General features: G+C 54.6%; 13 protein-coding genes. 12 read left to right on the top strand and 1 reads right to left on the bottom strand.

Annotated elements, in window-relative coordinates:
- Positions 1-27: 27 nt before the first annotated feature.
- Positions 28-897 (bottom strand): LysR family transcriptional regulator, encoded by an 870-nt coding sequence (locus tag IE090_RS07235; RefSeq protein ID WP_189387687.1) that lies wholly within the window; start codon positions 895-897, stop codon positions 28-30.
- A gap of 105 nt (positions 898-1,002) precedes the next feature.
- On the opposite strand from IE090_RS07235, the gene leuC reads away from it, so the two are divergent.
- From leuC to IE090_RS07175, 12 genes are all read left to right on the top strand, one after another.
- Entirely contained in the window at positions 1,003-2,421 is a 1,419-nt protein-coding gene (gene leuC, locus IE090_RS07230) for a 3-isopropylmalate dehydratase large subunit (RefSeq protein WP_189387686.1), read from the top strand.
- An 11-nt stretch (positions 2,422-2,432) separates the two neighbouring features.
- A complete protein-coding gene (gene leuD / locus IE090_RS07225) occupies positions 2,433-3,071 on the top strand; it encodes a 3-isopropylmalate dehydratase small subunit (RefSeq protein WP_189387685.1) in 639 nt (212 codons plus the stop codon).
- 22 nt (positions 3,072-3,093) lie between these two features.
- Positions 3,094-4,179, top strand: coding sequence for a 3-isopropylmalate dehydrogenase (gene leuB / locus IE090_RS07220; RefSeq protein WP_189387684.1), 1,086 nt, complete (start codon positions 3,094-3,096; stop codon positions 4,177-4,179).
- Between the two features lie 8 nt (positions 4,180-4,187).
- On the top strand, positions 4,188-5,312 hold the full coding sequence (gene asd / locus IE090_RS07215; protein WP_189387683.1) for an aspartate-semialdehyde dehydrogenase: 1,125 nt from the start codon (positions 4,188-4,190) through the stop codon (positions 5,310-5,312).
- Between the two features lie 342 nt (positions 5,313-5,654).
- A complete protein-coding gene (locus IE090_RS07210; protein ID WP_189387682.1) occupies positions 5,655-8,819 on the top strand; it encodes a FimV/HubP family polar landmark protein in 3,165 nt (1,054 codons plus the stop codon).
- Positions 8,820-9,632, top strand: coding sequence for a tRNA pseudouridine(38-40) synthase TruA (gene truA, locus IE090_RS07205; protein ID WP_189387681.1), 813 nt, complete (start codon positions 8,820-8,822; stop codon positions 9,630-9,632).
- Between the two features lie 8 nt (positions 9,633-9,640).
- Positions 9,641-10,294, top strand: a complete 654-nt coding sequence (locus tag IE090_RS07200; protein ID WP_189387680.1) for a phosphoribosylanthranilate isomerase — start codon at positions 9,641-9,643, stop codon at positions 10,292-10,294.
- Positions 10,254-11,489, top strand: coding sequence for a tryptophan synthase subunit beta (trpB, locus tag IE090_RS07195; protein WP_189387679.1), 1,236 nt, complete (start codon positions 10,254-10,256; stop codon positions 11,487-11,489). Before IE090_RS07200 ends, trpB begins: the two co-directional genes overlap by 41 nt.
- Entirely contained in the window at positions 11,486-12,289 is an 804-nt protein-coding gene (gene trpA, locus IE090_RS07190) for a tryptophan synthase subunit alpha (protein ID WP_189387678.1), read from the top strand. Before trpB ends, trpA begins: the two co-directional genes overlap by 4 nt.
- Positions 12,282-13,529 carry a bifunctional folylpolyglutamate synthase/dihydrofolate synthase gene (locus IE090_RS07185; protein ID WP_189387677.1) on the top strand — a complete coding sequence of 416 codons (1,248 nt, stop codon included), beginning with the start codon at positions 12,282-12,284 and terminating at the stop codon, positions 13,527-13,529. Before trpA ends, IE090_RS07185 begins: the two co-directional genes overlap by 8 nt.
- A complete protein-coding gene (locus IE090_RS07180; protein WP_189387676.1) occupies positions 13,513-14,067 on the top strand; it encodes an SPOR domain-containing protein in 555 nt (184 codons plus the stop codon). The genes IE090_RS07185 and IE090_RS07180 overlap by 17 nt, the downstream gene beginning before the upstream one ends.
- Before the next feature lie 163 nt (positions 14,068-14,230).
- Positions 14,231-14,725 (top strand): CvpA family protein, encoded by a 495-nt coding sequence (locus IE090_RS07175; RefSeq protein WP_189387675.1) that lies wholly within the window; start codon positions 14,231-14,233, stop codon positions 14,723-14,725.
- Positions 14,726-14,733 lie beyond the last annotated feature (8 nt).

The raw sequence follows: 14,733 nt of genomic DNA, 5'->3' as shown, positions 1-14,733 counted from the left end.
ACTGGCCCATGGTGACATTGTTGTGTGTCAATTTGCATTTGTCAGTAAAGTCACAAAAGCTCGGGCGGCATTGCTCAATGTGCGTTGCTGCAAATACACCAGCCCCAGCTGACGCTCCAACGGCTGTGCCGGCCAGGGCAGTACGTGCAGTTGCTCGTCGACCATGGTCGCTGGCAACAAACTCCACCCCAAGCCAACAGATACCATCATTTTGATGGTTTCCAAGTAGTTAGTGGGCATCGGGGCTTGCACGGTTAAGCCCTGCTGACGAAACACCTGAGCCACTAACTCGAAGGTGGTGGTGTTGGGTTCAGGCAAAATGGCTGGGTGCTGGCTTAGCTGCTTAAGGCCAGTAATGCTTTGCTTGGCCAGCGGATGCTGCGGGCTGCAGACGCACAGCAGCGGGTCCTGCCATATCGGTTGTTGGCTGATGCCGGTGGGCGGTGTTTGCGCCAACGTGGTTAATGCCAGCTCTACTTGACGTTGTTGTACGGCTTGGTAGGCGTGCTCGGAGCCCATGAACGCGAGCTGTGTATCGACTTGCGGGTACTGGTGGCTGAGTTCTCGCAAAAAAGGTGGCAATCGATGCAAGCCGATGTGATGGCTGGTGGCCAGAGCCAAGCGGCCGCTGACCCCTGTCGACAAGTTAGCGACGGCAATGCGCGTGTCCTCCATCAGCGCCAATATGTTCTGTGCTTTGGGCAGCAGGGTGTGTCCGCTCTCAGTCAGGCTGATGGTGCGGTTATGTCGGTCGAACAGTGTGCAGTCGAGCTGTTGCTCCAGTTGCTGCACGCGTTTGCTGACGGCGGATTGCGTCAGGTGCAACGCTTCCGCTGCCAACGAAAACGAGTGCTGCTCGGCGACGGCAACAAAGGCGCGCAGGGCTTGAGTGTCCATATTATTCCTCTTGGGAATCCAATGAAGGAGAAATATGAATTTATGTTGTTTTTTAGCTGGCGTATAGTCCCTTCACTGTGATGACGAGAGACATTGGGAGCAACCATGGCTGGACAGACTCTGTACGACAAATTATGGCAGCAACATGTGGTTAAGCAGCGCGATGATGGCACCGCCTTGCTGTACATCGACCGACACTTATTGCACGAGGTGACGTCACCTCAAGCCTTCGAGGGGTTGCGTCTGGCCGGACGCCAGCCTTGGCGCTTGGATGCCAATCTGGCCACGCCCGATCACAATGTGCCCACCACGGCGGAGGAGCGCTTGAGTGGCATTGATGGCATTCAAGATCCGGTGTCGCGCATCCAGGTGAAAACCCTGAATGACAACTGCGATAGCTTTGGTATCGAAGAATTTGCCATGGGCGACGTGCGCCAGGGCATTGTGCATGTGGTTGGTCCAGAGCAGGGTGCGACCTTGCCGGGTATGACAGTGGTGTGTGGTGACTCTCACACCGCCACCCATGGCGCTTTTGCAGCGTTGGCGCATGGCATTGGTACATCGGAAGTCGAGCACGTGCTGGCGACCCAGTGCCTGATTCAGCGCAAGATGAAAAACCTGTTGGTTCGCATCGATGGTGAACTGGGTGCGGGTATCACCGGCAAAGATGTGGTGCTGCATGTGATCGGTGTCATAGGTACGGCTGGAGGTAACGGTTACGCCATGGAGTTTGGCGGCAGCGCAGTGCGTGCCATGAGCATGGAAGGGCGCATGACCATGTGCAACATGGCCATCGAAGCGGGCGCGCGCGTTGGCATGGTGGCATTCGATGACATTACCGCGGCTTACATTAAAGGTCGTCCGTACGCGCCTCAAGGTGAAATGTGGGAGCAAGCGGTGGCGGTTTGGCAGGATTTGCGCTCCGATGACGACGCGCAGTTCGACAAAGTTGTCGAGGTCAATGCTGCCGACATCAAGCCGCAAGTCACCTGGGGAACTTCACCAGAAATGGTCACTACCGTCGATGGTGTGGTGCCGAGTGAAGACGACGCCAGTGATGAAAGCGCCCGCTTGGCCATTCGCCGAGCCCATGAATACATGGGGCTAAAAGGCGGACAAAAAATTACCGACATTCATCTCGATCGAGTATTTATCGGCTCTTGCACCAACAGTCGTATCGAAGACTTGCGCGCCGCGGCTGCCATTGCTGAAGGTCGCCAAGTGGCTGCCACGGTCAAGCAGGCGTTGGTGGTGCCAGGCTCGGGTTTAGTGAAGCAACAGGCAGAAGCCGAGGGCTTGGACAAAGTCTTTATCGCGGCGGGTTTTGAATGGCGTGAGCCGGGTTGCTCTATGTGCTTGGCTATGAATGCTGACAAACTCGGCGCCGGTGAGCATTGTGCGTCGACGTCGAATCGTAATTTTGAAGGGCGTCAGGGGTATGGCGGGCGCACCCATTTGGTCAGCCCAGCGATGGCGGCAGCAGCAGCGATTGCCGGTCATTTTGTTGATGTGCGCGAATTTTAAGGAGTGATGTGATGAAAGAGTTTACTGTGCATTCCGGCCTGGTTGCGCCGATGGATCGTGCCAATGTCGATACCGACATGATCATTCCCAAGCAGTTTTTAAAGTCCATTAAACGCAGCGGCTTTGGCCCGAATTTATTTGATGAATTGCGTTACTTGGATGAAGGCCAGCCCGATGCCGACAACAGCCAGCGGCCGTTAAATCCGGATTTTGTGTTAAACCAGCCACGCTATCAGGGTGCCTCGGTATTATTGGCGCGCGAGAACTTTGGCTGCGGCTCGAGTCGTGAACATGCGCCCTGGGCGCTGGACGATTTTGGCTTTCGTGCAGTGATTGCCCCCAGCTTTGCCGATATTTTTTACAACAATTGCTTTAAAAATGGCTTGCTGCCCATTGTATTAAATGAAGCCGCTGTGGATCGCTTATTTCAGCAATGTGAGGCCAATGAAGGCTATCAGCTAACCATTGATCTGCATCAGCAAACCGTGACCACGCCAGAGGGTGAGGTGTTAGGTTTTGAGGTCGATGAGTTTCGTCGTCATTGTCTGCTAAATGGCTTGGATGACATTGGTCTGACGCTGCAGGATGCCGACGCCATTCGCCACTATGAGCAGCAGCGTCGCCAACAAGCACCCTGGTTATTTCGTTAAGTTGACCGAGTAAGGATTGAACATGTCACAAACAATATTGATGTTGCCGGGTGACGGCATTGGCCCGGAAATTGTTGCCGAAGCGCAGAAAGTGCTCGATGCGGTCAACGCAAAATACGCATTGGGCCTGGCGTTTGAACAGGCGCTGGTGGGCGGGGCTGCATACGATGAAGCGGGCACGCCGCTACCGCAAGATACCCTGGATAAAGCCAAGGCGGCGGACGCCATTTTGCTCGGTGCCGTGGGTGGCCCTAAATGGGATAAATTAGAAGATCGTGAGCTGCGCCCAGAAAAAGGCTTGCTGGGTTTGCGTTCAGGGCTGGAGTTGTTCGGCAACTTGCGCCCAGCGATTTTATACCCGCAGCTGGCGGAGGCGTCATCGCTAAAACCTGAAGTGGCGTCAGGTCTTGATATTTTAATCGTGCGTGAGTTAACCGGCGGCATTTATTTTGGTCAGCCAAGAGGCATTCGCACGTTAGAAAATGGCGAGCGAGAAGGGTACAACACCTACGTTTACAGTGAATCTGAAATTCGTCGCATCGCTCGCGTCGCGTTTGAGTCGGCGCAAAAGCGTAATAAAAAGCTGTGCTCGGTCGACAAGGCCAACGTACTTGAAGTAACGGTGCTGTGGCGTGAAGTGCTGGAAGAAATGGCACCCGAGTATCCGGACGTCGAGCTGTCGCATATGTACGTCGATAACGCGGCGATGCAGCTGGTGCGCGCACCTAAACAGTTTGATGTAATGGTGACGGGCAATATGTTTGGCGATATTTTGTCCGATGCCGCAGCCATGTTGACAGGCTCCATTGGCATGCTGCCATCGGCATCACTGGATAAAAACAACAAGGGTATGTACGAACCTTGTCATGGTTCGGCGCCGGATATTGCTGGCCAGGGAATTGCCAACCCATTAGCGACGATTTTGTCAGCGGCCATGATGCTGCGTTATTCTCTGGGTCACGGCGACGCCGCCGATGCAATTGAGCGAGCCGTCAGCAAGGTTCTGGATCAGGGCCTGCGCACGGCAGACATTTATTCTGAGGGCACGCAAAAAGTCGGCACTCAGCAAATGGGTGAAGCAGTGGTTGCTGCTTTGCAAACGGTGTAAATACGATTATGGCTTTAAAGAAAGTAGGGTTAGTAGGCTGGCGCGGCATGGTCGGTTCGGTGTTGATGGACCGTATGCAGCAAGAGCAAGATTTTGAGCTGATCGAGCCTACCTTTTTTACCACCTCGCAAGCCGGTCAACCGGCTCCCGATTATGCCGGTCGCGATTGCGGTAGTTTGCAGGACGCTTTTGATATAGACGCGCTGTCGGCACAAGAGGTCATTATCACCTGCCAGGGCGGAGACTATACCAAGGCGGTTTACAGCAAGCTGCGCGATTCAGGTTGGCAGGGTTACTGGATTGATGCGGCCTCTGCGCTGCGCATGGATGATCAGGCAGTGATCGTACTGGACCCAGTAAACGGCCAGCAAATTCGTCAAGCAATCAGTGACGGTGGCAATACCTTTGTGGGCGGTAACTGCACTGTGTCACTGATGTTGTTGGCACTGGGCGGTTTGTTTGAGGCTGACTTGGTCGAGTGGGTAGCGCCCATGACCTATCAAGCGGCTTCCGGCTCTGGTGCTAAGCACATGCGCGAGCTGATCAGTCAAATGGGTTCAATTCACGCCAATGTGAAGGACAAACTGGACGATCCTGCGGCTGCCATTCTCGATATTGATCGCCAAGTCGCTGAACATATTCGCAGCGATGACTACCCAGCCGATCAATTTGGTGTGCCGCTGGCGGGCAGTTTAATTCCCTACATCGACTCGCAGCTCGACAGTGGTCAGTCGCGTGAAGAATGGAAAGCGCAAGTTGAAGCCAACAAAATCCTTGGGCTGACAGAGGCGCCCGTGCCCATAGATGGCATTTGTGTGCGCGTCGGTGCCATGCGCTGTCACAGTCAGGCGATGACCATGAAACTGAAAAAAGACCTGCCCGTGGCTGAAATCGAGCGTTTGCTGGATCAGCACAACGAGTGGGTCAAAGTCATTGCCAATGATCGTGATGTCAGCATGACGGAGCTAACGCCTGCCAAAGTTACAGGCACTTTGTCGATACCTGTTGGGCGCATCCGCAAACTGGCCATGGGGCCTGAATATATTTCAGCGTTTACCGTCGGTGATCAGCTGCTGTGGGGTGCCGCTGAGCCGCTGCGTCGTACCCTTCGCATTCTGTTACAGGCCGCATAATTGGAGCGGGGCTTGCCCCGCTTTTCATGAACTTCTTCTCATTTCTTGCCTAAGTTCTTCTTCTTTCTCGCTTTTATGTCATCGGGCAAAGCCAAAACATTGCGCTATGCTGTTTTATATTTGATACTTGGCCTCGCTTATTAAGGGAATATATAAGGAATCCGTGTTGTTTCTACGGTAGGGTCATGTTGATAAATTGCTGGGCAATATGCGACAAGCCGTACCAGATCACGGAATCCAAAGGGTAAGCTGGGTTAGGATTGTCGAAACATAGATATCGAATGCATGCCGCAATCATCTACAGTGATTGCATTGCCGTGAGAAAAAACAAGGAAGCAATGAATGAAGCGCCTACTTGCGAACACTTTAATGCTGGCCGGTGGCTTGACACTTTCAGGTCATTCTCTGGCGCTAGGGCTAGGGGAACTGGAGCTGGATTCCGCCCTTAATCAGCCTCTTAAAGCCGAGATCGCCTTGGTTGAAGTGGAAGACTTGTCGCAGTGGGAAATAAAACCCAAGCTGGCTTCTCCACGGGATTTTGAAAACGCTGGTGTTGACCGAGTGTTTTTCCTGACCAAGATCGATTTCAAAGTCGAGGGCGACAAAATTATTTTGTCGACCCGTGAGCCCGTCACTGAACCCTTTTTGAACTTTTTAGTGGAACTGAACTGGCCGGCCGGTCGTGTGCTGAGAGAGTATACAGTGCTGCTGGATCCGCCGGTGTTTGCAGATGATGGCGCAGTAGCGCCCTTATCAGTGACCACGCCAGCAACGGTTGAAACCGTATATGTAGAGCAACCGGGTACGGCGGATCAGGTAGAAACGCAAATCGTGACCACGGGCAGCAGCGCTGATCGTCAGGATTGGACGCAAGAGCCAACTGAGCCAGGCACCTACAAGGTCAAACCCAACGACACCTTGTGGAATATCGCGCTCAATACCCGCCCTGATTCCAATGTGTCGCCGCAGCGTATGATGGTCGCTATTCAACAAGCGAACCCAGATGCTTTTATTGGTGGCAATATCAATCGCTTAAAAACGCACAAGGTTTTGAGAATTCCGGGTGCTGATGAGCTCAGTGGCGTATCTGAACAGCAAGCATTGGCAGAAGTTTCACGCCAAAATAAAGACATCAACGCATCAGGCGCTCAATTAAGTGCCACTGGTCGCTCTACTGCAGCTGAGCCTGAAACAGCCCAGCAAGGTGATGGTGAAGTGCGCTTGCTATCGCCTTCAGAGCAGCAAGAAGATGTGGCTGGCAGCAGCGGTCAGGTTGACAGTGACATGGCCAGTGGCAGTCAGCAGCAGCTAGAAAATGATCTGGCAATGACGTTGGAAGAGCTGGATCGCAGCCGCCGTGAAAACGAAGAGTTACGTGAGCGCCTGCAAGCTCTAGAAGAACAAATCGGCAATCTGGAGCGTTTGATTACGCTGAAAGATGATCAGCTTGCCAATATGCAGCTGAGCGATGAAGAGTCCGAGGAGCCTTTGTCGCAGCCAGAAGATCCATACGCTGAGTCAGATATGAATGACTCGCCAGAGGCCATGCCAGAGGACTCTGATAATGTGGATTTTAACTACAGCCAGCCAGAAGACAGTGGCTCGAACCAAGAGCCCTATGAGGCTCCAGCTGAGCCGGCTGTAGAAACTGAGCCAACACCATCGGCAGAGGAATTAGCTGCTGCCGAAGAGCGTCGCCGCCAGCTGGCTGAGCGCATCGCGCGCGAATCACAGCAAGCGCAACCGTCCATGATGGATACCCTGATGCAGCCAATTCTACTGGGCGGCAGCGCCTTGGTATTGGCGTTGTTGGGTCTGGTGGGATATCGCGTTGTTAGAAAACGCAAAGAATCGCAAGAGCAAGCCGAAGAGGCTGTTGAAGTGCCTGCTGCGGAGTTCGATGCCCCCACTGATGCCGGTAAACTGGATGATTTTGACTTTGATGCCGAGGCAGACTTAGAGAAGGAAACCTTAGATCTGGGCGCCGACTTGGATGCGCCAGAGTCTAATGTCGCCGCCGCAGAAGAGGTGAACGACGACTTCACGCCAGTGGCGCAAACAGAAGATGTTATCAGTGAGTCTGATATTTACATCGCTTACGGTAAATTTGACCAGGCCGTGGATTTGCTAACAGGCGCCATCGAAGATGAGCCAAGTCGTACTGATTTGCGCCTTAAACTGCTAGAAGTCTTGGTGGAAATGGACGATGGCCAAGCATTTGCGGAGGCTGAAGGTGCTCTCAATATGCTGGGCGATCATCAGGCCAATGAACAAGCTCAGCAAATGCGTTCGCGTTTGTCTGCGCCTCAGGCTCCTGCCACTGTCGGTGGCGATGAGCAGCTAGGTATGAGTTTGGATAGCGACATTCCCGAGCTGGACGAGTCCTTGTCTGAAGAGTTCGACAGTGGTCTCGACTTCTCCGATGCATTAGACCTGTCGGATGACAAAGGTGGTGATAACGTTGAAGATATCTTCGCAGCTTCAGCGGATGCTAGCGACAGCTCTTCTCTTGACTTCGAATCTGCACTTGAACTGGGTGATGACTCAGTAGGCGACGACGGCGGCCTAGAAGATGTGCCAACGTTAGATCTCGATGCAGATTTGGATGAGTCGTTGGACTTTGATTTGGGCGATAGTGCCGCTGAATCTAGCATGGACGATGGCTTGGAATTGCCTGCTGAGGAGCAGCCAGAGTCTGACAGCAACGGTCTTGACTTTGACTTGTCTGACTTCTCCACTGGCGATGACGCGGGTGCAGATGAAGTTAGCGCAGCGGATGCCTTGGAGGATGTTTTAGACAGCGACAATGGTGATAATGCCCTTGAGTTTGATCTCAGTTCGCTGCAAGAGCCCGAGGAGCCGAAAGCAGAAGAGCCAGAAGTCGCAGCTGCCGACGCTGATAACGTGCTCGATTTTGACTTGGGCGATGATGATTCCGTCGCTGAAATCAGTGAAGAAGAAAGCAGTGCGTTGCAGGAGCTGGAAGCCGAGCTGGAGCAATCATCCTTTGTGCCGGATGAAGTTGAGCCGCGCACAACAGCCGATGGTAAAGAAGAAGTAACCAATGCCGATGACTTTATGTCGGAGTTGGAGAGCTTGTCTGAAGCTTCTGCCGACCAACAAGATGATGACCCGGGTGACTTCGATCTGTCTGCGGATATGGCCGATCTGGACTCTGAGTTGGAAGACTTTGCCGCACCGGAGGAAGAGCCGGAAGCTCCTGCTCCTGCTCCTGTCGCTGAAGAGCCTGCTCCTATGGCCAGTGAGGCGCCGCAAACTGGTGGTCGCGCGACGGATGACATCGATCTTGATGAGCTGGCAGCCGCAGACGATGAGTTTGACTTCTTGGCCGGTACCGATGAGTGTGCCACTAAGCTGGATCTTGCTCGCGCCTACATCGACATGGAAGATGCCGATGGTGCCAAAGAATTGTTGCAAGAGGTGCTGCAAGAAGGCAGTGACCAGCAAAAACAAGAAGCCCGCAGTATGATGGACAGCATGAGTTAAATGTCAGATACACAACGCTATGCCGCCGTGGTGGAGTATAACGGTAGTTATTTCCACGGCTGGCAGCGTCAAAAACATCACAACGAACCTACCGTACAGGCCGCTCTTGAAGCGGCCATTTCATTTGTTGCCAATCACCCAGTGGAGGTCGTCTGTGCCGGACGTACCGATGCCGGTGTGCATGCCTGTCAGCAAGTTATTCATTTCGATACGTCCGCCAAACGCAGTGACTATGGCTGGCTGATGGGGATTAATACCAATCTCCCGGCGGGCGTTGCTGTGCAATGGTTGGGGCCGGTGGATGCTGAGTTCCACGCGCGCTTTCGAGCATCGGGCCGCCACTATCGCTACATCATTAATAATGCTCCAGTAAAGCCGGCATTGATGCATGACCAGCTCACTTGGTGGCGCTATCCGCTGGATGCTGAGCTGATGCATGAGGCGGTGCAGGCCTTGATCGGAGAGCATGACTTCAGCGCGTTTCGTGCCCGTGATTGTCAGGCGCATTCGCCGGTGAAGACCATGTATCGGGCACAAGTCAGGCGCTTCGGACAGTTGATTGTGTTGGAGCTGCACGGCAGTGCATTTTTGTATCATATGGTGCGCAACATTGTTGGGGTGCTGCTGCCGATTGGGCAGTCCCGTGCGCCGGTAAATTGGATGGCGGAGGTGTTGGCCAGCTGTGATCGCAGAAAAGGTGGTGTGACGGCGCCAGCCGAAGGCTTGTATTTTGTCGGTGTGGATTATCCGCAGGAGTTCTCTATTCCCTGTCAGCCGGCCGGACCTGCTATTCTGGCGCCTCTGATTTCCTAGAGGTGTGTATGGTCAGGACCCGAGTAAAAATCTGCGGTATTACCCGCCCCGAAGATGCTGTGGCTGCGGTTGAGGCGGGAGCCGATGCGATTGGGCTGGTGTTTTATGCGCCCAGTCCGCGCGCTGTCAGTGTTGAGCAGGCACGTGAAATTGCGCTGGCAGTGCCGGCGTTTGTCACGGTCACGGCTTTGTTTGTTAACCCTTCGCGAGAAGAGGTGCAGACGGTTCTGAATAGCGTTAGAATCGATTTGCTTCAATTTCATGGTGACGAGGAAGATGACTTCTGCAGTCAGTTCAAACATCCCTTCATTAAGGCATTACGCGTCCGGCAAGCGTCGGATGTGGTGGCGTCATGCCTGCGCTTCCCAAGTGCACTGGCGATTCTGCTAGACAGCTATAAGCCAGGAGTTCCCGGCGGAACCGGCGAGTCATTTGACTGGTCTTTGATTCCTGAGGAACTGCAAACCCCCGTGATCTTAGCGGGTGGCCTAGCGCCATCCAATGTTGCAACGGCCATTGAGCAAGTTAGCCCATATGCGGTTGATGTTAGTGGCGGTGTCGAAGCCGAGAAAGGCATCAAGGATCACGACAAAATTTGTGCATTTATGAAAGAGGTCCAGTATGGCGACCAACAACGCAATCGACTTAACACTGCCGGATGAGCGCGGCCACTTTGGTATTTTTGGCGGCCGGTTTGTTTCTGAAACTCTGACCGCAGCATTGGATGAGCTGCAGCAAACCTATTCTAAGCTGCGCCAAGACCCCGATTTTTGGGCCGAGTTTGACCGTGATTTGGCACACTATGTGGGGCGTCCATCACCGCTGTATCATGCTGAGCGTTTGTCGGCCCATTGTGGTGGTGCGCAAATCTATCTTAAGCGCGAAGATTTGAATCACACCGGTGCCCACAAAATCAACAACACCATTGGTCAGGCATTGCTGGCCAAATATATGGGCAAGAAAAAGGTGATTGCTGAAACCGGCGCCGGCCAACACGGCGTTGCCTCGGCCACGGTAGCGGCGCGCTTCGGCCTGGAATGCCGGGTGTTTATGGGCGCGGTGGACGTCGAGCGGCAAAAACTCAATGTCTATCGTATGAACCTGTTGGGTGCTGAGGTGGAAGCCGTAGAGTCGGGCACGCGTACGCTGAAAGATGCGATGAACGAAGCCATGCGCCACTGGGTTACCCATGTCGATGATACTTTCTACATTATTGGCACGGCGGCAGGGCCGCATCCTTACCCAATGCTGGTGCGTGATTTTCAAACCATCATCGGCCGTGAAACGCAGCGTCAGAGTTTGGAGTTGATAGGGCGCCAGCCGGATGCGTTGGTGGCCTGCGTCGGCGGTGGATCCAATGCCATTGGCATGTTCCACCCGTACATCGGTCACGATGAAACCGCCATGTACGGTGTTGAAGCCGGTGGCTTGGGTCTTGATGGTGATGATCATGCCGCACCGCTGAGCAAAGGGCGCCCTGGTGTGCTGCACGGCAACCGCACCTACTTAATGGAAGACGACAATGGCCAAATCATGGGTACGCATTCGGTGTCGGCGGGTCTGGACTATCCCGGCGTTGGGCCTGAGCATTCCTGGTTGAAGGACATTGGTCGTGCACATTATGTTGCGGCCACCGATGACGAAGCGTTGCAAGCCTTTCATCAATTGACTCGCATGGAAGGCATTATGCCAGCGCTGGAAAGTGCTCATGCCATCGCCTTTGGTATGAAACTGGCGAAAACCATGCGCAGCGATCAAAGCATCGTGGTTAATTTATCGGGCCGTGGTGATAAAGACATACATACCGTGGCCAGCCTTGATGGCGTGCATGAAGATCAGTCAGGAGTCGTATCATGAGTCGTATTGCGGCGGTAATGGACACATTGAAGCAACAAGGTCGCAAGGCTTTGATTCCCTACATTACCGGTGGCGATCCCGCCAAAGACGCCACCGTTCCCATGATGCATGCCCTGGTTGAAGCCGGTGCTGACATCCTTGAAATAGGGGTGCCGTTTTCAGACCCGATGGCCGATGGCCCGACTATTCAATTGGCGTGTGAGCGCGCTCTGGCACATGGCACATCGTTGCGCGATGTGCTGGCTATGGTGACGGAGTTTCGCCAGCAAGATAGCCGCACGCCCGTGGTGTTGATGGGCTATCTCAATCCGGTTGAAGCGATGGGGTATGAGACTTTTGTTGCGAGTGCTAAGGAAGCGGGTGTTGATGGTGTTTTGATGGTCGACTTGCCGCCCGAAGAAGCGGAAGACATCGGCGGTATTTTCCGTGAGGCCGAGTTGGATGTTATTTATCTGATTGCGCCTACCACCACGGATGCACGCATCGCCAGCATTGCCGCCAGTGGCAGTGGCTATGTCTATTACGTGTCGCTGAAAGGTGTGACCGGCTCAGCGGCGCTGGATGTCGATGATGTGGCGCGCAACCTTACGCGCATTCGCCAGCAGGTGTCTCTGCCCGTGGGTGTTGGCTTTGGTATTCGCGACGGTGCCACGGCGGCCGCCGTGGGTGCAGTGGCAGACGGTGTCATTGTCGGCAGTGCCATTGTCAACTTGATCGCTGATCATGCCGGTGCACCAGATAAGGCGCGCCAGCAGGTGTCGACATTGGTGCGTGAAATGCGGCAGGCGCTGGATGGCTGAGCGCTCTTTGCCTGAGTGGCTCCAGTATATGGAGTCACTGACCGCCACGGAAATCGACCTTGGACTTGAGCGCGTGGCCGCCGTTGCCGATGTGATGGCATGCCGGCGCCCAGCGCCTTTGACTCTGATCGTTGCCGGCACCAACGGCAAAGGCACCACGTCGGCTTTGCTGAGTGCGTTGCTGCAGGTGCAGGGGCTAAAAGTCGGTGTGTACAGCTCGCCGCATTTGCAGCGCTATAACGAGCGTGTGCAAATCAACGGTGAGCAAATAACCGATGCCGAGCTGGTGGCCTCGTTTGAGCGCGTCGAGCAGGCGCGTGGCGATACCGGGTTGACGTATTTCGAGTTCGGTACCCTCAGTGCGCTGGAGTTCTTTGCCCGTCAGTCGCTGGATGTCTGCATTCTTGAAGTTGGCCTGGGCGGGCGTTTGGACGCGGTGAATGTTGCCGATGCCGATGCTTGCGTGGTGACCAGCATTGGCTTGGACCATCAAGCTTGGCTGGGGAATAGCGTCGACGACATCGCCTATGAAAAATGCGCCATTGCCCGCTCCGGGCGTCCACTGATATGCGGTCAGCCGCAGCCTCCTGAGCGAGCGCGGGCGACGGTCAATGCCCGGCAGGGCGTTTGGCTGGCGCGCGGGGAAGCGTTTGATATCGTAGCCAGCGAGCAAGGCTATCAAGTGAGCTTTAGCTCGGCGGGTGAGGAGATGAGCTGGTCCATCCCGCAAGTAAACGTGCCCTATCACAACGTGGCCACGGCTTTGCAAGCTCTAGCAGCAGTGCAGCGCTTGCCGTCTGAGGCGGTCGCTAGGCAGGTGATTGCGGAGTTGCGAGTGCCGGGGCGCTTGCAGCAACTGGCGTTGGGCCAGCAGCAGTGGTTCTTGGACGTGGCGCATAACCCTCAGGCGATGGCGCATCTGGCGCAGGTGTTGCCACAAGTCGATGGAGTGATTTTCTCGGCGTTGGAAGACAAGCCGGTCGCAGACTTAGTTGCCTTGTTGCCTCAGCATCAGCAATTGCTGTTGGCTGGTTTAGATGTATGGCGCGGGCTGAGCGCTGAGCAATTAGCAGAGCGCGTGCCGCAGCCTGTCGACGCTTGCTTTAACAGTGTCGCCGAAGCGATGCAGTTTGCGGCTCAGCAACCGCATCGGCGCTGGCTGGTGGCCGGTTCCTTCTATACAGTGGAGCAGGCTTTGAACTGGATGGAGGAACGCCTAGGGCATGGAGCAGCATCTTAAAAAACGCATAGTTGGGGCGCTGGTGACCGTCATTGCCGTGGCCATCGTGCTGCCCATCTTTTTAGATGGCAATCGTGCACGTTTGCCGCTGACCACGGATATTCCACCCATGCCGCAAACGCCCAACTGGTCCGATGAGCAGCGCGAGCGGCGGGTAAGAATCGAACTTGAGCAGTTGGCCAGCGGCAGCAGTGAGCAGGCGACAACACCGGAGCCGCAACGCACCATCGAGCGTGACGATCCGGCAGCGCCGCGCACTCAAGGCGATCGCGCTACCCTAGACGATCGTGATATGCCATATGCTTGGTCGCTGCAAGTCGGTGCTTTTGCTCAGCGTGCCAATGCCGAAAAACTGCGAGATCAACTGCAAGCCGACGGTTTTAAGAGCTATTTGCAAGTGCAGCCGGATTCCAACTGGGTGCGTGTTTACGTTGGCCCGGTGTTGCAGCGCAATGAGGCCGAGGCACTGCAAGCGCGATTGCGACAGCGTTTACAGCAGCAAGATGTGTACATTAAGCGCTACCGTGCGCGTTCCTAAAAAGTTGTCTTTAAAGTCAGGAAATCGGCCTGTAAGCCGCATGCTTGCTGGCTTTGAGTGACAACATCATGTCATTCATATGACCGTCTGATATACTGCGCGCTCAATTTGCACTGACACCTTGTTCAGTGCGGTTCTGGATCGTCGGTAAGAGAGCAGTGGCATGGCCATCATTGATTGGGTGCTGATCGCAGTGGTAGTGATATCCAGCCTGATTAGCCTAAAGCGCGGCTTTGTGCGCGAGGCGTTATCGCTGGCCAGCTGGATCGTCGCCTTTGTCGTGGCCCGGCTATTCAGCGGTAATTTGGCAACCTTATTAGAAGGGCATGTCGATACCGCGTCACTGCGTTGGATGATCGCCTTCCTTATTTTGTTTGCCGGTACGGTGATTATCGGCGCCTTATTAAACCATTTGATTGTTGAGTTGGTGCGTGTCACTGGCCTAAGTGGCACCGATCGCGTTTTTGGCATGTTTTTCGGTGCGGTGCGCGGTCTGCTGATTTTGGTCGCCATCGTCTATGGTTTGCAATACACCCTGGTAGCAGAAGATGCCTGGTACCAGCAGTCTGTCGTCATTCCCCATCTCGAAACGGTGGCTGATTGGGCGCGCAAAACGCTGCCAGCAGCGACCGAGCGAATGGAATGGTTTTCTCAGTAGTCCTTGTT

It is taken from the genome of Bacterioplanes sanyensis (genome assembly GCF_014652515.1).
Lineage (GTDB): Bacteria > Pseudomonadota > Gammaproteobacteria > Pseudomonadales > Oceanobacteraceae > Bacterioplanes > Bacterioplanes sanyensis.
This window is presented reverse-complemented; position numbering and strand designations above follow the sequence as displayed.

What these genes read in the sequence shown, in the direction of transcription:
- leuD (WP_189387685.1), top strand. Translation starts at nt 2,433, where the DNA reads ATGAAAGAGTTTACTGTGCATTCCGGCCTGGTTGCGCCGATGGATCGT.
- IE090_RS07180 (WP_189387676.1), top strand. Translation starts at nt 13,513, where the DNA reads ATGGAGCAGCATCTTAAAAAACGCATAGTTGGGGCGCTGGTGACCGTC.
- truA (WP_189387681.1), top strand. Translation starts at nt 8,820, where the DNA reads ATGTCAGATACACAACGCTATGCCGCCGTGGTGGAGTATAACGGTAGT.
- trpB (WP_189387679.1), top strand. Translation starts at nt 10,254, where the DNA reads ATGGCGACCAACAACGCAATCGACTTAACACTGCCGGATGAGCGCGGC.
- IE090_RS07210 (WP_189387682.1), top strand. Translation starts at nt 5,655, where the DNA reads ATGAAGCGCCTACTTGCGAACACTTTAATGCTGGCCGGTGGCTTGACA.
- asd (WP_189387683.1), top strand. Translation starts at nt 4,188, where the DNA reads ATGGCTTTAAAGAAAGTAGGGTTAGTAGGCTGGCGCGGCATGGTCGGT.
- IE090_RS07175 (WP_189387675.1), top strand. Translation starts at nt 14,231, where the DNA reads ATGGCCATCATTGATTGGGTGCTGATCGCAGTGGTAGTGATATCCAGC.
- leuC (WP_189387686.1), top strand. Translation starts at nt 1,003, where the DNA reads ATGGCTGGACAGACTCTGTACGACAAATTATGGCAGCAACATGTGGTT.
- trpA (WP_189387678.1), top strand. Translation starts at nt 11,486, where the DNA reads ATGAGTCGTATTGCGGCGGTAATGGACACATTGAAGCAACAAGGTCGC.
- IE090_RS07200 (WP_189387680.1), top strand. Translation starts at nt 9,641, where the DNA reads ATGGTCAGGACCCGAGTAAAAATCTGCGGTATTACCCGCCCCGAAGAT.
- IE090_RS07185 (WP_189387677.1), top strand. Translation starts at nt 12,282, where the DNA reads ATGGCTGAGCGCTCTTTGCCTGAGTGGCTCCAGTATATGGAGTCACTG.
- leuB (WP_189387684.1), top strand. Translation starts at nt 3,094, where the DNA reads ATGTCACAAACAATATTGATGTTGCCGGGTGACGGCATTGGCCCGGAA.
- IE090_RS07235 (WP_189387687.1), bottom strand. Translation starts at nt 897, where the DNA reads ATGGACACTCAAGCCCTGCGCGCCTTTGTTGCCGTCGCCGAGCAGCAC.